The sequence below is a fragment of the Actinomycetospora soli genome (assembly GCF_021026295.1).
Lineage (GTDB): Bacteria > Actinomycetota > Actinomycetes > Mycobacteriales > Pseudonocardiaceae > Actinomycetospora > Actinomycetospora soli.
On record NZ_JAJNDA010000022.1, the window covers coordinates 26,008 to 48,505 of the forward strand.

Consider the following 22,498-nt stretch of genomic DNA (forward strand, 5'->3'; position numbering starts at 1 on the left):
GGGAGCGGGCGTAGTCTGGTACCCGTGACCACGAGCGCTGACCCCACGGCCCCGGCCGGACGCAAGCTGCTCCGCCTCGAGGTCCGCAACTCGCAGACGCCGATCGAGCGCAAGCCCGACTGGATCCGCACGCGGGTGCAGACCGGTCCGAACTTCTCCGAGCTCAAGGGCATGGTGCGCTCGGCGGGCCTCGCGACGGTGTGCGAGGAGGCGGGCTGCCCCAACATCTACGAGTGCTGGGAGGACCGCGAGGCGACCTTCCTCATCGGCGGCGAGCAGTGCACCCGGCGGTGCGACTTCTGCCAGATCGACACCGGGAGGCCCTCGCCGCTCGACCGGGACGAGCCCCGCAAGGTCGCCGAGTCGGTGCGCCAGATGGGCCTGCGCTACTCGACGATCACCGGCGTCGCCCGTGACGACCTCGACGACGGCGGGTCCTGGCTCTACGCCGAGACGGTCCGCCAGGTCCACGCGCTGAACCCCGGCACCGGCGTCGAGCTGCTGATCCCCGACTTCGACGACCGGGACGACCAGCTCGGCCCGGTCTTCGACTCCGCCCCCGAGGTGCTCGCGCACAACCTCGAGACGGTGCCGCGCATCTTCCGCCGCATCCGCCCGGCGTTCCGCTACGAGCGCTCGCTCGACGTGATCCGCAAGGCGCGCGCCGCGGGCCTCGTTACGAAGTCCAACCTCATCCTCGGCATGGGCGAGACCCCCGAGGAGGTCACGGCGGCGATGCAGGACCTGCACGACGCCGGGTGCGACCTGCTGACCCTCACCCAGTACCTGCGCCCCTCGCTGCGCCACCACCCGGTGGAGCGCTGGGTGAAGCCCGAGGAGTTCGTCGAGCACCGGGACGCCGCCGTGGAGATGGGCATCGCCGGCGTCATGGCCGGGCCGCTGGTGCGCTCGTCGTACCGCGCGGGCCGGCTCTACGCGCAGGCGAAGCTGCACCGCGGCGAGGCGCTGCCCGAGGGCATGGAGGAGCTGGCCGCCGAGGGCGAGGCGCGCCAGGAGGTCGGATCGGTCCTCGCGCGCCGCACGTAGGTGCGCATCCGGCAGAATGGTGAACATGGCCAAGGGCACTGCCGGTAAGGCGACCAAGGAAGAGAAGAAGGCCGCCAGGCAGGCTGCGCGCGCCGCCCGCAAGCAGCGCTGGTCGCAGATCTGGCAGGCCTTCCAGATGCAGCGCAAGGAGGACAAGCTCCTCCTGCCGCTGATGATCGGCGCGGTCGTCGTGACCGCCCTGATCTTCCTGGTCATCGGCCTGCTGCTCGGGCAGTCGTGGTACCTGGTGCCGATCGGCGTCATCCTCGGCCTCGCCGTCGCGATGATCGTGTTCGGCCGCCGCGTGCAGAACAACGTCTACGCGAAGGCCGACGGCCAGCCCGGGGCCGCCGGGTGGGCGCTGGACAACATGCGCGGTCCGTGGCGGGTCACGCAGGCCGTCGCGGGGACCACCCAGCTCGACGTGGTGCACCGCGTGATCGGGCGACCGGGCGTGGTCCTCGTGGCCGAGGGCGCCTCGCACCGCACGAAGGGCCTGCTCGCGCAGGAGAAGAAGAAGGTCGCGCGCGTCGCGGGGCAGGTGCCGATCTACGAGGTCGCGGTCGGCAACGCCGAGGGCGAGGTCCAGCTCTCCAAGCTGCAGCGCCACATGGCGAAGCTCCCCCGCAACATCGACCGCTCGCAGATGGACACCCTCGAGAAGCGCCTCGCGGCCATCGCCGGCCGCGGTGGCCCGGCCATGCCGAAGGGCCCGGTGCCCAAGGGTGCGCAGATGAAGGGCATGCAGCGCACGGTCCGCCGTCGCTAGCGTCCCGACGACGGGTCCGGCTCGGGACGGGGGCGGCGGGCGACGCGGCCCGCCGTCGCCTCAGCGCGTGCGCACCACCACGGTGCGGCTGACGCGGTCGTGCAGGCCGCGACCGTCCCGGTCCATGATCGCTGCGGGGATGACGAAGAACAGCGACACGGTGCGGGCGAGCGCCCACGGCCCCACCCGCTCGGCGCCGTCGACGCGCAGCACCCGCATCCCGGTGACCACCATCGCGGGCGTCTGCCCGATCACCGCCACCGGGACGGTGACGAGCACGGCCCACACGACGAGGCTCAGCTCCGGCGGGGCCGGGAACGAGAACGCCGCGGCCACGAGGCCGCCGACGAGCAGGTCGAGCACGAACTGACCGAGGCGCAGCGGGGCGCTCGCGACCGAGCCGGGGCCGGTCTCGGGGAGCCCGAGGTCGCGACCGGGATACCCGTCGTCGACGTCCTCGGCGCGGGTCGCACCGCGCACCGACGAGGGACGCCCGTTCGGCCCAGCGCCGGCCACGTCGCGTGCCTCGCGGGAGGGCCGATCGGGACGTTCCCGACCTTCCGGGCCACCACTCGACGCCCGATCAGGCCCGTCGTCGGTGAGCCATTCACGAAACCAGGACACTCTGACAGGCTACGGTGCCGCGATGTCGGGGCGCGTCACGGCAACGAGGCCGACCGTGCCCCCAGGGAGCGGGCGAGACGTGTGACACGTGCCCGTTAACTGCTGTGAAACACCGGTGCGACGAGCGAGAAACGTCCGCCGCCTAGCGTCCGGGTCACCTGAAACGGTGAGGCGATCCCGGCCGGGCGGGGGTCGCTCGGCCGTGATGACAGTGCCAGAGAAGGAGCCAGCGAGAGTGTTCGGCAACAAGGACGAGGTCTTCAAGTACATCTCCGACGAGGGGGTGCAGTACGTCGACGTCCGGTTCTGCGACCTCCCCGGCCAGATGCAGCACTTCACCGTGCCCGCCTCGGAGTTCAACGACGCCGTCTTCGAGGACGGTCTCGCCTTCGACGGATCGTCGGTCACCGGGTTCCAGACCATCAACGAGTCGGACATGACGCTGCTGCCCGACGTGGCGACCGCGCGCATCGACCCGTTCCGGGCCCAGAAGACCCTGAACATGAACTTCTTCGTCCACGACCCGCTGACGCTCGAGGCGTACAGCCGCGACCCGCGGAACGTGGCCCGCAAGGCGGAGAACTTCCTGTCGACGGTCGACGTCGCCGACACGTGCTTCTTCGGCCCCGAGGCCGAGTTCTACATCTTCGACGAGGTCCGCTACGAGTCCTCGATGCGCACCCAGTTCTACGCCGTCGACTCGATCGAGGGCGCCTGGAACACCGGCCGCGACGAGGTCGGCGGCAACAAGGGCTACAAGATCAAGCCCAAGGGCGGCTACTTCCCCGTCGAGCCGACCGACCAGACCTCGGACCTGCGCGGCGCGATCGGCACCAACCTCATCAACGCCGGCTTCGAGCTCGAGAAGCTGCACCACGAGGTCGGCACCGGCGGCCAGGCCGAGATCAACTACAAGTTCAACACGCTGCTGCACGCCGCGGACGACCTGCAGCTGTTCAAGTACATCGTCAAGAACACGGCGTGGCAGGCCGGCAAGACCGTGACCTTCATGCCGAAGCCGATCGCCGGCGACAACGGCTCGGGCATGCACTGCCACCAGTCGCTGTTCAAGAACGGCGAGCCGCTGTTCTACGACGAGAACGGCTACGCCGGGCTCTCCGACCTGGCCCGCCACTACATCGGCGGCATCCTGCACCACGCGCCCTCGCTCGTGGCGTTCACCAACGCCACCGCGAACTCCTACCACCGCCTGGTGCCCGGCTTCGAGGCCCCGATCAACCTGGTCTACTCGAACCGGAACCGCTCGGCCTGCGTGCGCATCCCGATCACCGGCAACAACCCGAAGGCCAAGCGCCTCGAGTTCCGCTGCCCGGACTCGTCGGGCAACCCGTACCTGTCGTTCGCGGCCATGATGATGGCGGGCCTCGACGGCATCCGGAACAAGATCGAGCCGCCGACGCCGGTCGACAAGGACCTCTACGAGCTCCCGCCGGAGGAGGCCGCCAACATCGCGCAGGTGCCGGCCAGCCTCGACGCCGCGGTGAACAACCTCGAGGCCGACCACGACTACCTGCTCGAGGGCGGCGTGTTCACCTCGGACCTGATCGAGAAGTGGATCGAGCTCAAGCGCGACGACGTCACGGGCCTGCGGCTGCGCCCGCACCCGTACGAGTTCGAGCTGTACTACAACTGCTGATCCGGCAGAGCCGAGTCGACGGCCGAGCTCCGCTCCGCTGCGTCTCCCACGGCCCGGTCCCCGCGCGGGGGCCGGGCCGTTCTGCGTTCCCGACGGTTCCCGTCCCCGGCCGCCCGACTACCGCCGGTCGCGCAGGTCCTCCCGCGGGGAGAGCGCCGCGGCCGCGACGTACTGGTACACGTACCGGATCTCCTCACCCTGGCTGATGGGGACGCAGACCCACCCGACCCACTCCCCCGTCGTCGTCCGGCGCCAGCCGAGGAGCTCGCCCGGGACGCGGCTCTGGAGGTCCACCCCGTCGGGGACCGGACGGGGCGGCCGACCGGTCGGACGCGGGTAGGCCACGGCGAGGTCCACCCACACGCGGCGCACCTCGGTGCGCTGCAGCGCGCCCGAGCGGTCGTTGCGCCGCTGCGCCGGCCCGCGCTCCTCGAACACGTGTTCGATGATGACGCCTCGCCCCGGCCTCGCGCCAGCCGACCCGCCCACGTCACCCGCCGTAGTGATGGACGGAGCGTGACGATGAGCCGCGAGAAGAGTCAATTTTCGACATAAAACCGCGAATCGGCTGCGGAAAGCTTGCCTCAGTACGCACGCTGTGTGACTCTATGGCGGTCCACACAGGTGAAGCACTCGCTCACCGGACACCGAGAAGTCACTTTCCGTGAGGAGTCGCCATGCGTCAGCACCTGCCGTCCTGGAAGTCCGCTCTCGCCACCGTCGCCGTCGCCGGGGCCGCGCTGCTCGCCACCGCACCCCCAGCCCTGGCCCAGGATGGTGGGGGTGGCCCCGATCCGACCCGGGCGCCGATCGCCGAACGGGTCAGCGGCGAGGTGCTCCCCGCCGTCGACCAGCTCGAGATCACCTCGGCCGGCGGCCTGCTGGTCGACACCACGACCGGTGACTACTTCCGCATCCCGGAGTTCCAGCTCAGCTGCACCGGCTTCACCGTCGGCTCGGACGGCTGGATCGCCACCGCCGGGCACTGCGTGGACCCCGCCATCATGGCCGACCAGGCCCGCGTGATGGCCGCCGAGAGCTACGCCCAGGACTACGGCGCCAGCGCCGACGCGGTCTACGCGCAGCTGCAGAGCTGGGTGTTCGTCGACGGCACGGGCTCCGCCGCCCCGGGCATCACCGTGACCGCCCTGCCGGCCACCTCCGGCCCCGGCGCGACGCCGATGACGGCGAAGGTCGTGGACTACCAGCCCTTCACCAACGGTGACACCGCGCTCCTCAAGGTCGAGGGGCAGAACATGCTGACCGTGGAGGTCGCGCAGGGCGGCCCGGCCGCGACCGGCACCCCGGTCATGTCGATCGGCTATCCCGGCGTGCGGGACCGGGCGATGGACCCGAGCCTGACCCCGACCTGGAAGGAGGGCTCGGTCAGCTCGCAGCAGACGCGCGAGGGCATCGCCTACACCGAGATCACCGCCGAGATGGGCAAGGGCATGAGTGGTGGGCCCACGGTGAACCAGCAGGGCCAGGTCATCGGCATCAACAGCATGGGGATCGCCGACAAGGGCAACTCGTTCAACTTCGTCGCCCCGTCGTCGCGGCTCGCCGAGATGATGGCCCGCAACGGCGTCCCGACCGTGCCGAGCCCGGTCGACGCCGCCTACCGCGCCGGGATGGACCTGTACTACCAGGGCTACTACTCCGACGCGGTCGAGGAGTTCGACGAGGTCCTCGCGCTCGCCCCGGGCAACCGGGCCGCGGTCGACTACAAGAACAAGGCCGTGCAGGCGCACGACCAGTTCGGGGACACCGGCCTGGGCCTGCTCGGCTGGGCGCTGATCGGCGGCGGTTCGCTGCTCGTGCTGGTCGTCGGCGGGTGCGTCATCGGCGTGGTCGTCAGCCGCCGGCGCCGCACGACGCCGGCCGCCCCGCAGGTCAACCTCGCCCAGCCCGGCTTCGGCCTGCCGACCGGCTACCAGGTCCCGCTGGCGCAGCCCGTCGCGAATCCGCAGCAGCACCCGCTGCAGCACCCGCAGTACGGCCCGCAGGTCCCGCAGCAGGCCCCGGCCGGCTTCGGTGCCGCTCCCTTCGGCCAGTCCGGCTCGATGCCGGCCGCGCCCGCCTCGCCGCCGGTCGGGTTCCCGGCCCCGGCCCCGGCCCCGGCTCCGGCTCCGGCGGCTCCCCGGCACGAGGCACCCGCCGTCGCCCCGGAGGCCCCCGCGGTCGCCGTCGCGACGCCGCCGTCGGGCTTCCCGGCGCCGGCCGCCGAGGGCCCTGCCGCACCCGCGACCGGGACCACGAGCGGCCCCGGCCACTGCCCGAACTGCGGCGCCGCCCGCGCCGCCGGCGCCCGCTTCTGCGGCGGCTGCGGGGTGGGGCTCGGCTGATCACCACCTGCTCCACCCCGCACGACGACGGGCCGTCCGGCTGCTGCCGGGCGGCCCGTCCGCGTGGGCGGGACACGAGCAGAAACCCCCGGGCCACCCGGGGGCTTCTACGCATTCGCCCACGCATCGCGCTTCGTAGTTTCGGCGTCACCGCTGGTCAGGGCCTCGGACAGGCCCCCGGAACGAAGCGAGCACCGCCATGAAGCGAGCGTTGACCACCCTGCTCACGGGCGCCGTCGTCGGGAGCGCCCTCCTCGGGACCGCCGGTCCCGCCGCTGCCCGGACCGAGCCCGCCCTCCCCCGCGAACGGCTGGTCGCCGAGGTCGCCCCGGCCGTCACCTACGTCCAGACCCGCGCCACCGCCTGGGTGCGGGAGAAGGGCACCGGCCGCCAGATCGGCACCGTGCGGCTCACCGGGACCTGCTCCGGGGTGATCGTGTCGAACGACGGTCACGTCGCCACCGCGGGCCACTGCGTCGACGACGCCGACCTCACCGACTCCCTGCGCCGCCGCCTCGCCGGCGACGTCGCCACCTCCCCCGGCGCCACCGGCACCGCCGCGCAGTACGAGGCGTTCATCCTCGCCCGCTACGACCTCGGCGGCCCCACCCCCGGCAGCCCCGTGCAGCGCGACGTCACCGTCGTCCGTGCCGACGCGTCGGGCCCCGAGCAGCGCCTCGACGCGCGGGTCGTGGACTCGCTGCCCAACGAGCGCGGCGACGTGGCCCTGCTCGACGTCGACGGCGAGGACCTCCCCGCCGCCACCCTCGCCCCCGCGGGCGACCCCGCGCCCGGCACGCCGGTCACCGCCGTCGGCTACCCCGCCGACCGCGACCGTCTGATGGATCCGAGCCGCGACCCGAGCTGGAAGGACGGCACGGTCAGCTCCCTCCAGACCCGCGACGGCGTGCCGTTCGTCGAGGTCAGCGCCGACATGGCCCCGGGCATGAGCGGTGGCCCGGCGGTCGACGCCCGCGGCCGGGTGATCGGTCTGAACAGCATGAGGATCGGCGACTCCGGCGCCTTCAACTTCCTCGCCCCCACCGCCACGCTGCGCTCGATGCTGGAGCGCAACGGGGTGCGCACCGAGCCCGGTCCGGTCGACCTGCGCTACCGCGCCGGGCTCGACGCCCTCGCCGCCGGGGAGAACGCGGACGCGATGGTCGCGTTCGCCGACGTCACCCGCCTGCGCCCGGACCACGCCCTGGCGGCGAAGCAGCTCACCGCCGCCCAGCAGGCCTACGCCACGGACGGCGACGCGAGTGAACGGCGCACCCGGACCCTGGTCCTCGTCGGCGGCGGCGTCGGCCTGCTCCTGCTCCTCTCCGGCGGCGTCCTCACCACGGTCCTGCTCGTCCGCCGCTCCCGCCGGGCCGTCGCGGCCGACGCCCCGGCGACGGGCCCGATCGGGCCGTTCCCGCCCGCGGGTCTCCCGGCGGGCCACCCGAGCGGCCCCTTCCCGACGGCGGGTCCGGTCGCCCCGTTCGCGACCCCGCCCTGGGGCACGGTGCCCGCCCCGCGCCCGGAGGAGGCACCCGTCGTCGAACGGGCCACGGAGGACCACTGAGGACCACCGAGGACCCACCCCACCGGGACGGCCGGCCGCGATCCCGCGGCCGGCCGCTCGTCGTGAGCCGCCGCGGCGTCACGGGTCGCGCGCGGCGAGCTCGTCGCGCAGGGCCAGGATCCGGTCGACGGACCGGTCGACGTCGTCCGCGGTGGTCGACCAGTTCGACACCGAGAACCGCAGCGCCGGCGCGTCCTCCCACACGGTGGTGCCGACCCAGCAGGTCCCGTCCACCGCCACGGCCCGCGCGAGGTCGGCGACGTCCACCCCCGGCACGCGCAGCAGGACCTGGTTCAGCACCACGTCGTTGCACACCTCCACGCCGCCCGCCGCGAACCGGGCGGCCGCCCGCAGGGCGAGGTCGCAGCACCGGTCGACGAGGTCGGCGACGCCCGTGCGGCCCAGGGCGCGCAGCGCGGCGTACACCGGCACCCCGCGCGGGCGGCGCGAGTTCTCCAGCGTGCGGGTGGACGGGTCGAGATCGGACAGCGGCAGGTACGGCGACGACACCGACAGGGCCGCCACCAGTGCCGCGCGGTCGCGGACGACGGCGAGCGCCGAGTCGTACGGCACGTTCAGCCACTTGTGCGCGTCGACGGCCCACGAGTCGGCCCGGTCCGCCCCGGCGACGAGGTGCCGGCGGGTCGGCGACGCGGCCGCCCACAGCCCGAACGCCCCGTCGACGTGCAGCCCGGCTGTCCCCACCGACCGCACGACGTCGGCGATCCCGTCCAGCGGGTCGCACCCCCCGGTGTTCACCTGCCCGGCCTGCGCGCACACGAGGACGGGTCCGGTGACGGCGTCGAGGGCCGCGGCCAGCGCGTCGGGTCGCATCCGTCCCTGCCCGTCGACCGGCACTCGGACGGCGTGCCGGGACCCGAACCCGAGCAGCTTCAGGGCCTGCACCACGGTCGCGTGCGCGCCGGCGCCGAGCAGCACGGTCACCGCGGGCGCGCCCGCCAGCCCCTCGGCCTCGACGTCCCAGCCCGCGGCGGCGAGCAGGGCGTGGCGGGCCGCGGCGAGGCAGGCGATGTTGGCGGTCTGCGCGCCGGTCGCGAACCCGACCGCCGCGTCCGCGGGCAGACCCAGCAGCTCGAGCGCCCACCGCCCGGCCACGTCCTCGACGACGGCCGCACCCGGCGACATCACCGCGACGGCCGCGTCCTGGTCGGTCGCCGACACCACCCAGTCGGCCGCGAGCGCCACCGGCAGCGACCCGCCGGTGACGAACCCGAAGTAGCGGGGCCCGCCGCTCGCGACGAGGCCCGGCTCGAGCGCCGCGGTCAGGTCGTCGAGCACCTCGACCGCACCGAGCCCGTCGTCGGGAAGGTCCCCGAGCCGCGCCCGCAGGGCCGCGGGGTCGGCCGGGACCCCCACCGGCCGCGTCGGCAGCGACGCGAGCCAGCGGTCGGCGAAGGCGCGCGCCGCGTCGAGCGCCGGTCCGTGGCCGGTCACGCCGTCCATCAGACCGCGGAGAACACCCGGTCCACCACCGCGCGGGCGTGGCGGGTGACGCGGCGGTACTCGTCGACGCACTCCCCCGGGTCGTCCTCGGGGAAGCCGAGCGCCGAGGCGATCCCGGCGAGCTCCCGACCGGAGCGCGGCAGCTGGTCGGTCGGCTTGCCGCGCACGAGCGTGGCGATGCCCCGCGCACGGGTGGCGGTCGTCCAGCCCGCCGCGAGCTCCGCGGCGTCGGACGCCGAGAGCAGGTCGGCGGCCTGCAGCGCCTCGAGGGCGTCCAGCGTCGACGGCGTGCGCAGCTCCGGCACCGCGGCCGCGTGCTGGAGCTGCAGCAGCTGCACCGTCCACTCGACGTCGGCGAGGCCGCCCGTGCCGAGCTTCGTGTGCAGCGCCCGGTCCGCGCCCCGCGGGAGACGCTCGGCGTCCACGCGGGCCTTCATCCGCCGGATCTCGGTGGCCTGCTCGTCGGGCAGCCCGCCCTCGGGGTAGCGGTAGGGCGCGATCATCTCGGTGAACCGCTGCCCGAGCGCCTCGTCGCCCGCAACCGGCCGGGCCCGCAGCAGCGCCTGGCACTCCCAGGTCTGGGCCCACCGGCGCAGGTAGTCCGCGTACGACGACAGCGTGCGCACCAGCGGCCCGCTGCGGCCCTCCGGGCGCAGCTTGGTGTCGACCTCGAGCGCCGGGTCGGGGCTGGGGGCCCCGAGCGCGGCGATCGCGGACTCCACGACGCCGCGCGCGTAGCTGGTCGCCTCCTGGTCGGTCGCGCCCTCGGTGGGCTCGCACACCGCCACGACGTCGGCGTCCGACCCGTAGCCGAGCTCACCGCCGCCGAGCCGGCCCATGCCGATGATCGCGATGGTGGCGGGGGCCGGGGTGTCGCCGGCCCGCTCCCGGATCGCGGCGTCCAGCGCCGCCTGCAGCACGGCCGCCCACACGCCGGTCAGCGCCCGGCACACGCTCGCGACGTCGGTCAGCCCGAGCAGGTCCGCGCACGCCACCCGCAGCAGCTCCACCCGCCGCAGGGACCGGGCCACGTTGCCCGCCGAGCGCGGGTCGGTGTGCCGGGCGACGGCGGCCCGCAACGACTGCGCGACCTCGGCCGGGTCGCGCGCCACGAGCTCGGCGGTCGGGCCGTCGCCCCCGAGCAGCCGCAGCACCTCGGGCGAGCGCGGCATCATCTCGGCCACCCAGCGGGAGGTGCCGAGGACGTACATCAGCCGGTCCGCGGCCAGGCCCTCGTCGCGCAGCAGGGCGAGGAACCACGGCGTGTCCGCCAGCGCCTCGGAGACCTTGCGGTACGCGAGGAGACCGTGGTCGGGGTCGGCGGTGTGGCCGAGCTGGTCGAGCAGCACCGGCAGCAGCGCCCGCTGGATGCGGGCGGCCCGGCTCGTCCCCGCGGTCAGCGCCGCGACGTGCTTGAGCGCCCCCGACGGCGAGCTCCACCCCAGCGCCGCGAGCCGCCGGGTCGCCGACTCCTCGGTGAGGACGAGGTCCGATCCGGCGACCTTCGCCACCGACTCCAGCAGCGGCCGGTAGAAGAGCTTCTCGTGCAGCCGCCGCACCCGCACCGTGGTGCGGGACCGCTCGGCCTGCAGCACCCCGACCGCGTCGCGCCGGCCGTCGGCGCGCAGCTTCGCCGCGCGCGCGAGCCAGCGCAGGCCCGCCGTGTCGTCGTCGGAGGGGAAGAGGTGGGTGCGCCGCAGCCGCTGCAGCTGCACCCGGTGCTCCAGCATCCGCAGGAACCGGTACGACGCGGCGAGGTTCGCGGCGTCGTCGCGGCCGATGTAGCCGCCCTCGCCGAGCGCCGCGAGCGTCTCCAGCGTGTTCTGCCCGCGCAGCGACTCGTCGCCGCGGCCGTGGACGAGCTGGAGCAGCTGCACCGCGAACTCCACGTCGCGCAGCCCGCCCCGGCCGAGCTTGAGCTCGCGGTCGGCGACGTCGTGGCGGATGTGGTCCTCGACCCGCTTGCGCATCGCCCGGACGTCGGCGACGAAGTCGTCGCGCTCGGCGGCGCTCCACACCATCGGGGCGAGCGCCTCGCAGTACTCCCGGCCGAGCTCGAGGTCGCCCGCGACCGGCCGGGCCTTGAGCAGCGCCTGGAACTCCCAGGTCCGCGCCCAGCGCTGGTAGTAGGACACGTGCCCGTCGAGGGTGCGGGTCAGCTGCCCCTGCCTGCCCTCCGGCCGGAGGTTCGCGTCGACCTCGAGGAACGCCTCGGTGGCCACCCGCATCATCGTCGAGGCGAGCCGGGTCGCGGCGTCCGCCGGGCCCTCGTGCAGGAAGATCACGTCGATGTCGGAGACGTAGTTGAGCTCGCGGCCGCCGCACTTGCCCATGCCGATGACGCCGAGGCGCACGTCGGCGACCCGCTCCGCGCCCACCTCCGCCCGGGCCACCGCGAGCGCCGCCTCCAGCCCGGCGGCCGCGACGTCGGCGAGCTGGCCGGAGATCGCGTCGACCGGCCAGAACGGCAGCTCCGGCTCGCACACCGACTGCAGGTCGGCCGCCGCGAGCAGCAGCACGTCGTCGCGCCAGGCCAGCCGCAGCAGCTCCACCGCGGAGGGGCCGGTGACGTTCGCGACGGGGGCGTCCGCGTCGGCGTCCGCGCCGACGGCGTCGAGGTGGGTGCGGCACCGGTCCTCGGCGCTCGGCATCCGGGAGGTGTCGTGCACCCGGCCCGGGGCGAGGACGGTGCGCAGCAGCCGCCACCGCTCGGGCTGGTTGATGAGGTGGTCGCCCAGCGCCGTCGAGCCGCCGAGCACGCCGAACAGGCGCCCGCGCAGCCCCTGGTCGACGCGCAGCGCCTCCTCCAGCTCCGACCACGCCTCGCCCAGCGACTCCCGCAGCCGCTCGACCGCCGTCAGCGCGAGATCCGGGTCCGCCGCCCGCGCGAGGGCCCAGACGACGAGGGCCGCGGCCGGCACCGCGTCGTCACCGTCCCACCAGCCGAGGTCGGCCAGGCGCTGCCCGGCGTCGGGCTCGGTGAAGCCGAGCCGGGCCGGCGCGCGAGCAGGACGGCGGTCGCGCGCGACGGGGGGTGTCGTCACCCGGGCGAGCCTAGTCGCGCGGGGCCCGCCGTCGTGGCGCGCTGCTGACGACGAGCGTCAGCCGTGTGCCACCGCTGACGACGGGGCGGCAGGCGCGGCGGGCCCGGGCCCTACAGCGTCGGCAGGTAGGTCGCCAGCTCGTAGGGCGTGACGTTGCGGCGGTAGGCGTCCCACTCGCTGCGCTTGTTGCGCAGGAAGAAGTCGTAGACGTGCTCGCCGAGGATCTCCGCCATGAGGTCGGACTGCTCGAAGGCCTGCAGCGCGCCGTCGAGGTTCTGCGGGAGCGTCTGGTAACCCATCGCCCGGCGCTCGCCCTCGGTCAGCGACCACACGTTGTCCTCGGCCGCCGGCGGCAGCTCGTAGCCCTCCGCGATGCCCTTCAGCCCGGCACCGAGGATCACGGCGTAGGCGAGGTAGGGGTTGGCGGCCGAGTCCAGCGAGCGGACCTCGACCCGCCGCGACGACGCCTTGCCCGGCGAGTACATCGGCACGCGGACCAGGGCGGAGCGGTTCGCGTGGCCCCAGCACACCGCGGTCGGGGCCTCGCCGCCGACCACGAGGCGCTTGTAGGAGTTCACGAACTGGTTGGTCACCGCGGACATCTCCCGCGCGTGGCGCAGGACCCCGGCGACGAACGCCTTGCCGGTCTTGGACAGCTCGTAGGGCTCGGCGGCGTCGTGGAAGGCGTTCTGGTCGCCCTCGAAGAGGCTGACGTGGGTGTGCATCGCCGAGCCCGGGTGCTGGGTGAACGGCTTGGGCATGAACGAGGCCCGCACGCCCTGGGTGATCGCCACCTCCTTCACGAGGTAGCGGAACGTCATGATGTTGTCCGCCATCGTCAGCGCGTCGGCGTAGCGCAGGTCGATCTCCTGCTGCCCCGGACCACCCTCGTGGTGGGAGAACTCCACCGAGATGCCCATCGCCTCGAGCGAGTCGATGCAGCGCCGGCGGAAGTGCGGCGCGATGTCGTGGCTGGCCTGGTCGAAGTAGCCGCCGGTGTCGGCGGGGACCGGCGGCGTCCCGTCGTCGGGGAGGTCGCGCAGCAGATAGAACTCGATCTCGGGGTGCACATAGCAGGTGAACCCGGCCTCGGCGGCGCGCGAGAGCGCGCGGCGCAGGACGTGGCGCGGATCGGCCCACGACGGCGAGCCGTCGGGCATCGTGATGTCGCAGAGCATGCGCGCCGAGTAGTGGTCGCCGTCCGCGTCCTCCCAGGGCAGCACCTGGAAGGTCGACGGGTCCGGCTTCGCGACCATGTCCGACTCGTAGACCCGGCTGAAGCCCTCGATCGACGACCCGTCGAACCCGATGCCCTCCGCGAAGGCGCCCTCCAGCTCGGCAGGGGCGATCGCGACGGACTTGAGGTACCCGAGGACGTCGGTGAACCACAGCCGCACGAAGCGGATGTCGCGCTCGTCCAGCGTCCGCAGGACGAACTCCTGCTGCCGATCCATGCTCGCGACCCTAAGGAGACGGTGTTACAGGGACGTCACAGGGGTCCCCCGTGGGGAGGATGATCACCCGGTCTCGCCGCACCGGGCGTTCGGCGGGGCCGGCGTGCCGTCGACGAGGTAGCGCGTGACGATCGCGTCGACGCACGGGAAGTTCTGGAAGGTCGCGGTGTGCTGGTCGCCGACCTTGGTCAGCAGCGAGCCGTTCAGCGCCTTCGCGAGGTCGACCCCCGCCTGGTACGGCGTGGCCGGGTCCCCGGTGGTGGAGACGACCAGCGGCGGGGCGAGCCCGGGCACCTGCGGGGTGTGCGGCCCGCCGGTCACGGGCGCCTGCGGCGGCCAGAACGCGCACGAGTCGAGCGCGGAGCTCGCGCCCCGCCCGGAGTCGAGGAACGGCGCGGCCTCGTTGTAGCGCCGCGCCCGGTCCAGGGCCTGGGCCGGGTCGGTCACCCGCGGGTCGTCGACGCAGCGCACGGCGGTGAACGCGTCCTGCTGCGGCGAGTAGGACCCGTCCGGCGCGCGGTCGTAGTACTGGTCGGCGAGCCCCATGAGCGTCTGCCCCCGGCCCTGCGCGAGCTCGGTGAGCCCCTGGCGCAGGTCCGGCCACAGCGAGGTGGCGTAGAGGGACTGGATGGTGCCCTGCTGGGCGTCGTTGTAGGAGAGCGCCCGTCCGTCGGGTAGCCGGACCGGCGCCTCGATCAGGGGCCGCGTCATCGCCTGGAACCGGGCGGTGGCCTGCGTCGGGTCGGTGCCCAGTGCGCAGCCGGGCTTCGTCGCGCAGTCCTTGGCGAACGCCTCGAACGCGCCCTGGAAGCCGCGGCCCTGGTTGACCACCTCGACCGTCGGGTCGAGGTTCGGGTCCAGCGCGCCGTCGAGCACGAGCGCGCGCACGTTCTGCGGGAACTGCTCGGCGTAGGTGTAGCCGATCCGCGTGCCGTAGGAGAAGCCGAGGTAGGTGAGCTTCCGGTCGCCGAGCGCGGCGCGCAGGACGTCCATGTCCTTGACGACGTCGCGCGTGCCGACGTTCGCCAGCAGGTCGACCCCGCTCTTCTGGGCACAGCCGTCGGCGGTCTGCCGGGCGAGGTCGTCCGCGCGCTGCACGCCCGCGGGTGACGGGTCGGTGATGTCGGCGGCGCGCTGCGCGTCCTGCTCCGGCCCGGTCAGGCACCGGATCGTCGGGGTGCTCGCGCCGATGCCGCGCGGGTCGAAGCCGACCAGGTCGAACCGGCGGGCCACCTCGTCGCCGCGGGTGAGGATGGCCAGCTGCGAGGACAGGCTCACCCCGGAGGCGCCGGGCCCGCCCGGGTTGACCAGCAGCGAGCCGATGCGCTGGTTCGGATCGGTCGCGCGCACCCGCGACACGGCGATCTGCGCCGTCCGCCCCGCCGGGTTCGCGTAGTCGACCGGCACCTCGAGCCGCGCGCACTCGAAGCCGGGCTGCTGGTAGTAGAGCCGGTCGTCGTCGGTGGTGGCGAACGGCAGGCACGAACCCCACGAGAGCTGCTGCGCGTAGAAGCGCTCCAGCCCGGCGGGGACGCCGTCGGCGGGCGCCGCGGAGCTCGACGTGGGCGACGTGACCGTCGCGGTGCCGGGGACGGCGTCGGCACAGGCCGCGGCGGCGAGCACCACGGCGAGCAGCGCTCCCAGGCGCCACACCCGCCGTCGGGAACTCCTCGGACGGATGGACCTGCTCCCCGGACGCACGCGGCCATCCTCGCAATCGCCCGATGAGGTCCCCGTCCGGGTCCCGTGCTGTGAGGCTGACGACACGGACCCGCAGCGCACGGCGGGTGGGTGCACGCTTCCACGCGCACTGTTCCCTCTCGGCACGCCCGGGGACCCGCGGTCGCGGGCCTCGAGGCAGGAGGACCCGACGATGACGTCACCCGCAGAGCTGCCCAAGCGCGTCCGGATCCACCACCTCCAGCAGTGGAAGGACGCCGGCGAGCGCTGGCCGATGCTGACGGCCTACGACTTCCCGACGGCGAAGGTGTTCGACGCCGCGGGCATCCCCGTCCTGCTCGTCGGCGACTCGGCCGCGAACAACGTGCTCGGCTACGACTCGACCGTCCCGGTCTCCGTCGACGAGCTGCTGATGCTGACGAAGGCGGTGGTCCGGGGGGCGTCGCGCTCGCTCATCGTGGCCGACCTGCCCTTCGGCTCCTACCAGGTCTCCCCCGGCCAGGCCCTCGAGACCGCGGTGCGGTTCATGAAGGAGGGCGGCGCGGCCGCGGTCAAGCTCGAGGGCGGCGAGCACTACGCCCCGCAGATCCGCGCGCTCGTCGACGCCGGCATCCCGGTGATGGCCCACCTCGGGTTCACCCCGCAGAGCGAGCACGCCCTGGGCGGGTTCCGGGTGCAGGGCCGCGGGGCCGGCGCGGACAAGCTGCTCTCCGACGCCCTCGCGGTCCAGGAGGCCGGGGCGTTCGCGACGGTGCTCGAGATGGTGCCCGCCGACGTGGCCAAGAAGGTGACCGGCGAGCTCCGGATCCCGACCGTCGGCATCGGCGCCGGACCCGACTGCGACGCCCAGGTGCTGGTGTGGCCGGACATGGCCGGCCTGAACACCGGCCGCGTCCCGCGGTTCGTCAAGCGCTACGCCGACCTCGCCGGGGCGCTCGGCGGGGCCGCAGAGCGGTTCTCCCGCGAGGTCCGCGAGGGCGTCTACCCGGCCGAGGAGCACTCCTTCCGGTAGCGGGTTGATCGTCGGCCGTACGGCGGGTACGCCCCCGCATGGCCGACGACACCGACACCATCCGCAGCGAGTTCGACGACGCCGTCAACATGACGCCGAAGGAGCTCGACGACTGGCTGGACACCGACGAGTCGCAGTCGGTGGGCAACTCCTCCGGCGACGAGGAGTCGACCGGGCACCACATGGGTCGCCGGATCGTGGAGATCCAGCGCAAGAAGGTCGGCGACCTCGACGACGACGACGTCGCCGCCATGAAGAAGGTCAAGGGGTACGTGGCCCGGCACCTCAAGCAGAAGCCTTCCAAGGAGGACATCGAGACCTCGAAGTGGCGCTACTCGCTGATGAACTGGGGCCACGACCCGCTGAAGTGACCTACCCGTGCTCGGGCCACACGATCTTCACGCCGGCGTGCACCTTGTAGCGGCGGTTGATCGCGATGAGGTTCGCGGTGAGGCACTCCACCTGGTAGGCGTTGCGCAGCCGGCCGGCGAAGACCCCGCGCATGCCGGGGATCGCGTCGGCCAGTGCGCGCACCACGTCGGTGGCCTCGCGGTCGTCGCCGAGGACGAGGACGTCGCAGTCGACCTCGGCCTGGTCGAGGTCGGCGAGCAGGACCGCCGAGACGTTGTGGAACGCCGCGGTCACCCGGGTCTCGGGCAGCAGCTGCTCAGCCTGCTGCGCGACGCTGCCCTCCTCCACCGGCAGCGGGTACGGGCCCTTCTTGTCGAACCCGAGCGGGTTGACGCAGTCGATCAGGATCTTGCCCCGGAGCGGCTCGACGAGCCCGGTCAGCGTGTCCGCGTGCGACTCCCACGGCACGGCGGCCAGCACGACGTCGGCCTGCGCCGCACACGAGGCGTTGTCCGTCCCGCTGATGTGGTCGGTGCCGGTGAGCTCGCGGTACTCGGCCGCCGAGGCCTCCGCCCGCTCCGCCGCGCGCGACCCGATGATCACGCGGATCCCGGCCTGCGCCCACCGCAGCGCGAGGCCCTTGCCCTGCGCGCCGGTGCCGCCGAGGACCCCGACGGTGAGGGTCGTCGGGTCGATGGGTTCGGTCACGGATGCTCCTTCTCAACAACGGTCAGACCGGACTGTTTGTGGCTTCCTATCACGCGCTGATCAGCGCGGCGAACTCCCGGTGCAGCGCCGCGACGGCGTCGTCGGCGGCCGGCACCACCCCGGTGAACCCGAGGAACCCGTGCACCAGCGACGGGTGCTCGCGCAGCCGCGCGTCGACGCCGGCCGCGGTCAGCGCTTCGGCGAACGCACGGCCGGCGTCCCGCAGCGGGTCCAGGCCCGCCGTCGCGACGATCGTCGGGCCGAACCCGGCGAGGTCCGCGCGCAGCGGGGAGAGGCGGACGTCGCCCTTCGGGCTCGCCGACCCGAGGTAGAGCTTCGAGCACGCGACGACGTCACCCGCCGTCAGGAAGTACCCCTCGCCGTTCTCCCGGACCGAGGCGTACCGGCCCTCGAAGTCCGGGGGCGGGTAGACCAGCAGGGTCCCGACGACGGGGTTGCGCCGGTCGCGGCGCGCGAGCGCGGCCCCCGCGACGAGGTTGGCGCCCGCCGAGTCGCCGGCGAGGGCGACGCGCGCCGGGTCGGCGTCCCAGTCGGCGGCGTGGTCGACGGCCCAGGCGAGCCCCTCGAGGACGTCGTGCAGCGGCGCCGGGAAACGGTGCTCGGGCGCGAGGCGGTAGTCGACGGCGACCACGACGGCGCCGGTGTCGTCGGCGAGGCGCTGGGCGACCGGGTCGTAGACCTCGCCCCCGCCCAGCACCCAGCCACCCCCGTGGGCGTGGACCACGAGCGCGGCGGTGCTCCGCTCGGCCGGTCGGTGCACGCGGACCGGCACCGGGCCGTCGTCACGGACCTCGGGGGCGGCGTCGACCGGGCGGACCGTCTCGCGCAGCAGCGCGGCGTAGCGCTCGCGCGCCGCGGCGACGCCCTCCGCGGTGTCGGTACCGGCGAACATGGCGGGCTCACCGCGGTCGGACCACCGGGCGAGCAGGGCGGCGACGTCCGGGTCCACAGCGGTCACGACGGCACCCTAGGGCGGGCACCGGCCGTTGCCGAATCGAGACCTGACCGTGGAGCAACGCGGCTGCGGGTACGACGTCTGTGGGCATGCCGGGCTCGATCGATTCACGGACGGGCCCGGTGCACCAGCCCCGCTAGTACCGATTTCCCTTCGCCCACCTCGATCCGTGAAGGACCACGCGCTCCCGATGGCTCTGCCCTGGCCCCAGAACGCCCCGACCCTGCCCCGCTTCGCCCCCGTCGGCACCACCGCCGAGCCGACCCGGGCCACCCGACTCGACCTCGACCGGCTGCGCGCCGTGGCGACGTCGCCCGTGACCGCGCTGGTCGTCATGGTGCTCGGCCTCGCCGGCCTGTTCGTCGTGCCGATGATCGGCCTGCCCTTCGTGGCGCTCGTGGTGCTGCCGGTGGTCGTCCACCAGCTGCGCGCCGAGCAGCGCGCGAACCTGCGCCGCGCGCGTCGCTGAGACCCGCACGACACCGCCCCCGGACCCTGCTGGGTCCGGGGGCGGTGGTGTGTCCGGGGTCCTCCCGCGGCGTCAGTAGCCGCCGGCCGAGATCGCGGCGGTGATCCCGATGACGATGAACACGACCCCGATGACGATGAACGCGACGAAGATGTAGCCGATGATCAGCCCGGCGAGCGCGAGCCCGTCGCCGCTCTCACCGCGCTCGCGGATCTGCTTCCGCGCGATGTGCCCGCAGATCACCCCGCCGATCGCGGTGACGACGAAGAAGAACGAGAGCAGCGACAGCACCAGCGAGGTGATCGCCAGCCCGTTCGTCGGTGCCGCGTAGCCGTAGCCGGGCGCGGCCGGGTAGCCGCCGGACTGCGGGTAGCCGGGCTGGCCGTAGCCCGGCGGCTGGCCGTACCCGGGCTGGCCGTAGCCCTGCTGGGTGTACTGGCCGTAGGCCGGCTGCTGCCCGTAGGTCTGCTGCCCGTACGCGGGCTGTTCGGACGACGGCGGGCCGTACCCGCCCTGGCCGTACGCCGGCTGCTCCGACGACGGCGGGCCGTACCCGCTCTGGCCGGACGCGGGCTGCTCGGACGACGGCGGGCCGTACCCGCCCTGCCCGGACGCGGGCTGCTCCGACGACGGCGGGCCGTAGCCGCTCCGGTCGCCCGGGGTGTCGTGCGGGGTGTCGGCGCCGCCCGTGCCCGGGGCGGCGGTCGGCTGCGAACTCGGCTGGGAGCCCGGGCCGGAGTAGGCGGTGGGCGGCGGGTATCCGCTGCCGCTCTGTTCACCCTGCGGGCGGGCGAACGGGTCGGCGTCCTGCGGCTCGCGGTTCGACTCGCTCATGATCCCGTCCCCTGGTGCGTGGCCCGCCTCGAGGCCCCGGCGTGAGGCGGCATCCTCGCAGATCGCGGGCCGCCCGACCCGCCGAAACGGGGCGGACGGCACCGACCGCGTCGGCACCGTGGCCGACTCCCCCGGCTCAGGACGTGGAGCCCTCGCCACCACCGGTCGGCTCCGGCGACGACGCGCTGCCGGACCCGGACGGCGTGCCCGAGCCCGTGCTCGGCTCGCTCGTGGGCTCGCTCTTCGGCGGCTCGCTCGTCGGGGACTCGCTCGTCGGCGGGGTCGTCGGGGACTCGGTCTTCGGCGGGGACGTCGGGGACTCGGTCTTCGGCGGGGACGTCGAGGGCTGGGACGTCGACGGCGGCCTCGTCGTGGGTGGGGTCGACACCGGGGCGGTGGTCGACGACGGCGCGCCACTCGACGGCCGACCCGTTCCGGGCGTCGACGACCAGCCACCGCCCGAGGCGCCCGACCACCCGCCCGACGAGGGCGCGGGCGCGGAGCCGCCACCACCGCCGGCGGCCTGCGTCCCCGCCGCGGACCGCGTCGCGTCGGGCAGGTCGCCGGGGCCGGCGAGCGGACCCCGCGACGCCCGCAGCGCGACCTCGGGCGACGTGGGGACGGCGGGCGTCGGGGACAGCGAGCCCAGGTCGGTGATCGCCGGCGCGGCAGGCGCGGCGGGGGCCACGGCCGGGCCCTGCGGGGTGGGCGTGGACGTCGCGCCCAGGAAGGCGCTCAGACCGCCGGTCATGGCGAGCGTGGTGGAGGTGCCGGTGACGGTCTGGAAGACGGCGGTGCTGACCGCGGCGGCGCCCATGAGGGACACCCCGGCCACGGCGAGACGTCGACGTCGGGCCTCGGTCGCCTCGGCGGACGTGTCGGCGGGGGCGCGCACGCTCGTCCCGACGACGCTCGGCCCGACGCTCCCGAAGAGCCCGGGCACCCCCTGCACCGTTGCCGCGCTCGGGTCCACCGCTGAAGTCCTCCCGTCGTCCGCCCGGTGACCCGCCGCGCCGCGCGCCGGGCCGCGGCGTCCGGACCGTTCACTTGCCCCGATGCCGCCCGACCAGTCAAACGGACGAACGGTGTAGTCGTCCCTCTGACGATCAGGCGGCATGTCATGCCTCCGTGTGGGCCCCTGCATCACTCCCCGGAGTGGGACATCGACACAGCGTCAACCTGCGCGGACGTCGACCGGCCGCGGGTGATCGACCGCTCGTCGCGTCACCGTTCGCCACCGCCGAGGCGCTCCGATCGCCCGGCCTCCCCCGATCGGCCCTACGATCCCGCCGTGTCCAGCGCGCGCACGCCCGCCCCGGCCGGCGACCCCGACCACACCCCGACGGTGCTCGACGCCGCGCTCCGCGAGGTCGGCTCGGTCCTCGGCCGGGTCTCCTCGGCGACGGAGAACGTGTGGGACCGGCTCTGGGAGGGACACCTCGCCGACACCACGCGGCGGGCACGCACCGCCGTGACGGGCGGGCGCGGGTGGACGCTGCACCGCTACGCCGCGATTCCCGACGCGCCCGTCGTCGGGAACCCGGTCCTGCTCGTGCCCCCGCTGGGGGCGCCGGACCTCGCGTTCGACCTGCGCCGCGGCAACAGCCTCGTCGAGCACCTGCTCGAGCACGGCCGGACGGTCTACATCGTCACCTACGACGCGGCCTTCTGGCGGGGGCGGCGGCGCGGGCTCGAGACCTGGGTGGACGACGTGCTGCCCGCCGCGATCGAGGCGGCGCACTCCGACGCCGACGACGCCGGCGACCTGCACCTGGCGGGGTGGAGCCTGGGTGGGCTGTTCGTGCTGCTCACCCTCGCCGCGCACGATCTGCCGGTCGCGTCCGGGACGGCCTTCGCCGCGCCGGTCGACGTCGACGAGGTGCCGATCGTGGCGCCGTTCCGGTCGATCGCCGAGTACACCGGCGGCCGGGTCTTCACCACCGCCTACCGCGTGCTGGGCGGCTTCCCCGCCCCGGCCGTGCGGGCGGCGTTCCAGCTCGTCAGTGCGGACCGCTACATCACGAAGCCGATCACCGTGCTGACCCACCTCGACGACCGCGAGCTCCTGGAGCAGATGGAGGCGGTCGACGTGCTGATGAACAACATGGTGGCCTACCCCGGCCGGGCGTTCGGGCAGGTCTTCCACCACGTCATCCGCGGCAACGAGATCGCGCGCGACGCCGTGCGGATCGGCGGGCGGCGGGTGCGGCTGGCCGACGTCACCGACCCGGTCCTGCTCGTCGCCGGGGCCGACGACGGGATCGCGCCGGTGGACAGCGTCCGCAAGGGCGTCGAGCTGCTGACGCACGCGGCCGACCTGCGCTTCGACATCGAGCCGGGCGGCCACCTCGGCGTGCTGACGGGTCGGCGGGCGAAGACCCATACCTGGCCGGTCTTCCTCGACTTCATCGCCGACCACGACGACTAGAACCACACGGATGTGATTCGGGGGGCGGGGTGTTCGAGGGGCCCTCGAACGGGTGTCGTACCGTCACCG

General features: G+C 74.1%; 19 protein-coding genes. 10 read left to right on the top strand and 9 right to left on the bottom strand.

What is annotated here, in order from left to right:
• Positions 1 to 24 precede the first annotated feature (24 nt).
• On the top strand, positions 25 to 1,047 hold the full coding sequence (gene lipA, locus LN037_RS26450) for a lipoyl synthase (protein ID WP_230759125.1): 1,023 nt from the start codon (positions 25 to 27) through the stop codon (positions 1,045 to 1,047).
• A 25-nt stretch (positions 1,048 to 1,072) separates the two neighbouring features.
• Positions 1,073 to 1,816 (top strand): DUF4191 domain-containing protein, encoded by a 744-nt coding sequence (locus tag LN037_RS26455; protein WP_230759126.1) that lies wholly within the window; start codon positions 1,073 to 1,075, stop codon positions 1,814 to 1,816.
• Positions 1,817 to 1,876: 60 nt separating this feature from the next.
• Here LN037_RS26455 and LN037_RS26460 read toward each other — a convergent pair whose 3' ends face one another.
• The gene (locus LN037_RS26460; protein WP_230759127.1) at positions 1,877 to 2,332 is read right to left on the bottom strand and encodes an RDD family protein; all 456 of its coding nucleotides are present in this window, start codon (positions 2,330 to 2,332) and stop codon (positions 1,877 to 1,879) included.
• 313 nt (positions 2,333 to 2,645) lie between these two features.
• Between LN037_RS26460 and glnA the strand changes: the two genes are divergently transcribed.
• Complete coding sequence (glnA, locus tag LN037_RS26465) at positions 2,646 to 4,097, top strand: type I glutamate--ammonia ligase (protein WP_230759128.1); 1,452 nt, start codon at positions 2,646 to 2,648, stop codon at positions 4,095 to 4,097.
• Positions 4,098 to 4,214: 117 nt separating this feature from the next.
• Here the strand turns inward: glnA and LN037_RS26470 are convergent, their stop codons facing one another.
• A complete protein-coding gene (locus LN037_RS26470; RefSeq protein WP_230759129.1) occupies positions 4,215 to 4,535 on the bottom strand; it encodes a hypothetical protein in 321 nt (106 codons plus the stop codon).
• A 239-nt stretch (positions 4,536 to 4,774) separates the two neighbouring features.
• On the opposite strand from LN037_RS26470, the gene LN037_RS33215 reads away from it, so the two are divergent.
• Positions 4,775 to 6,442 carry a trypsin-like peptidase domain-containing protein gene (locus tag LN037_RS33215; protein WP_305059600.1) on the top strand — a complete coding sequence of 556 codons (1,668 nt, stop codon included), beginning with the start codon at positions 4,775 to 4,777 and terminating at the stop codon, positions 6,440 to 6,442.
• A 199-nt stretch (positions 6,443 to 6,641) separates the two neighbouring features.
• Positions 6,642 to 8,009, top strand: a complete 1,368-nt coding sequence (locus tag LN037_RS26480) for a S1 family peptidase (protein WP_230759130.1) — start codon at positions 6,642 to 6,644, stop codon at positions 8,007 to 8,009.
• A 78-nt stretch (positions 8,010 to 8,087) separates the two neighbouring features.
• Here the strand turns inward: LN037_RS26480 and LN037_RS26485 are convergent, their stop codons facing one another.
• From LN037_RS26485 to LN037_RS26500, 4 genes are all read right to left on the bottom strand, one after another.
• On the bottom strand, positions 8,088 to 9,464 hold the full coding sequence (locus tag LN037_RS26485) for a pyridoxal phosphate-dependent decarboxylase family protein (RefSeq protein WP_230759131.1): 1,377 nt from the start codon (positions 9,462 to 9,464) through the stop codon (positions 8,088 to 8,090).
• 8 nt (positions 9,465 to 9,472) lie between these two features.
• Positions 9,473 to 12,517, bottom strand: coding sequence for a bifunctional [glutamine synthetase] adenylyltransferase/[glutamine synthetase]-adenylyl-L-tyrosine phosphorylase (locus tag LN037_RS26490; protein ID WP_230759132.1), 3,045 nt, complete (start codon positions 12,515 to 12,517; stop codon positions 9,473 to 9,475).
• Positions 12,518 to 12,627: 110 nt separating this feature from the next.
• Positions 12,628 to 13,971, bottom strand: coding sequence for a glutamine synthetase family protein (locus LN037_RS26495; RefSeq protein WP_230759133.1), 1,344 nt, complete (start codon positions 13,969 to 13,971; stop codon positions 12,628 to 12,630).
• A gap of 63 nt (positions 13,972 to 14,034) precedes the next feature.
• Positions 14,035 to 15,624, bottom strand: coding sequence for an alpha/beta hydrolase (locus LN037_RS26500; RefSeq protein ID WP_230759134.1), 1,590 nt, complete (start codon positions 15,622 to 15,624; stop codon positions 14,035 to 14,037).
• Between the two features lie 220 nt (positions 15,625 to 15,844).
• Between LN037_RS26500 and panB the strand changes: the two genes are divergently transcribed.
• Together panB and LN037_RS26510 are read left to right on the top strand one after the other, a co-directional pair.
• A complete protein-coding gene (gene panB / locus LN037_RS26505) occupies positions 15,845 to 16,663 on the top strand; it encodes a 3-methyl-2-oxobutanoate hydroxymethyltransferase (RefSeq protein ID WP_230759136.1) in 819 nt (272 codons plus the stop codon).
• Between the two features lie 38 nt (positions 16,664 to 16,701).
• The gene (locus LN037_RS26510; protein ID WP_230759138.1) at positions 16,702 to 17,034 is read left to right on the top strand and encodes a DUF3140 domain-containing protein; all 333 of its coding nucleotides are present in this window, start codon (positions 16,702 to 16,704) and stop codon (positions 17,032 to 17,034) included.
• A gap of 1 nt (position 17,035) precedes the next feature.
• On the opposite strand, the gene npdG is transcribed toward LN037_RS26510, so the two are convergent.
• Complete coding sequence (gene npdG / locus LN037_RS26515) at positions 17,036 to 17,722, bottom strand: NADPH-dependent F420 reductase (protein WP_230759140.1); 687 nt, start codon at positions 17,720 to 17,722, stop codon at positions 17,036 to 17,038.
• 49 nt (positions 17,723 to 17,771) lie between these two features.
• Entirely contained in the window at positions 17,772 to 18,701 is a 930-nt protein-coding gene (locus tag LN037_RS26520) for an alpha/beta hydrolase (RefSeq protein ID WP_230759142.1), read from the bottom strand.
• 187 nt (positions 18,702 to 18,888) lie between these two features.
• Here LN037_RS26520 and LN037_RS26525 point away from each other — a divergent pair, with 187 nt between their 5' ends.
• Complete coding sequence (locus LN037_RS26525; protein ID WP_230759143.1) at positions 18,889 to 19,167, top strand: hypothetical protein; 279 nt, start codon at positions 18,889 to 18,891, stop codon at positions 19,165 to 19,167.
• A 72-nt stretch (positions 19,168 to 19,239) separates the two neighbouring features.
• Here the strand turns inward: LN037_RS26525 and LN037_RS33220 are convergent, their stop codons facing one another.
• Positions 19,240 to 20,001: a DUF4190 domain-containing protein gene (locus LN037_RS33220; protein WP_305059605.1), complete on the bottom strand. Its 762-nt coding sequence runs from the start codon at positions 19,999 to 20,001 to the stop codon at positions 19,240 to 19,242.
• A gap of 143 nt (positions 20,002 to 20,144) precedes the next feature.
• Here LN037_RS33220 and LN037_RS26540 point away from each other — a divergent pair, with 143 nt between their 5' ends.
• Together LN037_RS26540 and LN037_RS33910 are read left to right on the top strand one after the other, a co-directional pair.
• Positions 20,145 to 21,005 (top strand): hypothetical protein, encoded by an 861-nt coding sequence (locus LN037_RS26540; protein WP_230759144.1) that lies wholly within the window; start codon positions 20,145 to 20,147, stop codon positions 21,003 to 21,005.
• Positions 21,006 to 21,292: 287 nt separating this feature from the next.
• Positions 21,293 to 22,429 (top strand): polyhydroxyalkanoate synthase family protein, encoded by a 1,137-nt coding sequence (locus tag LN037_RS33910; RefSeq protein WP_230759145.1) that lies wholly within the window; start codon positions 21,293 to 21,295, stop codon positions 22,427 to 22,429.
• The last annotated feature ends 69 nt before the right edge of the window (positions 22,430 to 22,498 follow it).

Coding starts and splice junctions, on each gene's coding strand:
- LN037_RS26455 (WP_230759126.1), top strand. CDS start 1,073: ATGGCCAAGGGCACTGCCGGTAAGGCGACCAAGGAAGAGAAGAAGGCC.
- LN037_RS33215 (WP_305059600.1), top strand. CDS start 4,775: ATGCGTCAGCACCTGCCGTCCTGGAAGTCCGCTCTCGCCACCGTCGCC.
- LN037_RS26495 (WP_230759133.1), bottom strand. CDS start 13,971: ATGGATCGGCAGCAGGAGTTCGTCCTGCGGACGCTGGACGAGCGCGAC.
- LN037_RS26510 (WP_230759138.1), top strand. CDS start 16,702: ATGGCCGACGACACCGACACCATCCGCAGCGAGTTCGACGACGCCGTC.
- LN037_RS26525 (WP_230759143.1), top strand. CDS start 18,889: ATGGCTCTGCCCTGGCCCCAGAACGCCCCGACCCTGCCCCGCTTCGCC.
- glnA (WP_230759128.1), top strand. CDS start 2,646: ATGACAGTGCCAGAGAAGGAGCCAGCGAGAGTGTTCGGCAACAAGGAC.
- panB (WP_230759136.1), top strand. CDS start 15,845: ATGACGTCACCCGCAGAGCTGCCCAAGCGCGTCCGGATCCACCACCTC.
- LN037_RS33220 (WP_305059605.1), bottom strand. CDS start 20,001: ATGAGCGAGTCGAACCGCGAGCCGCAGGACGCCGACCCGTTCGCCCGC.
- LN037_RS26480 (WP_230759130.1), top strand. CDS start 6,642: ATGAAGCGAGCGTTGACCACCCTGCTCACGGGCGCCGTCGTCGGGAGC.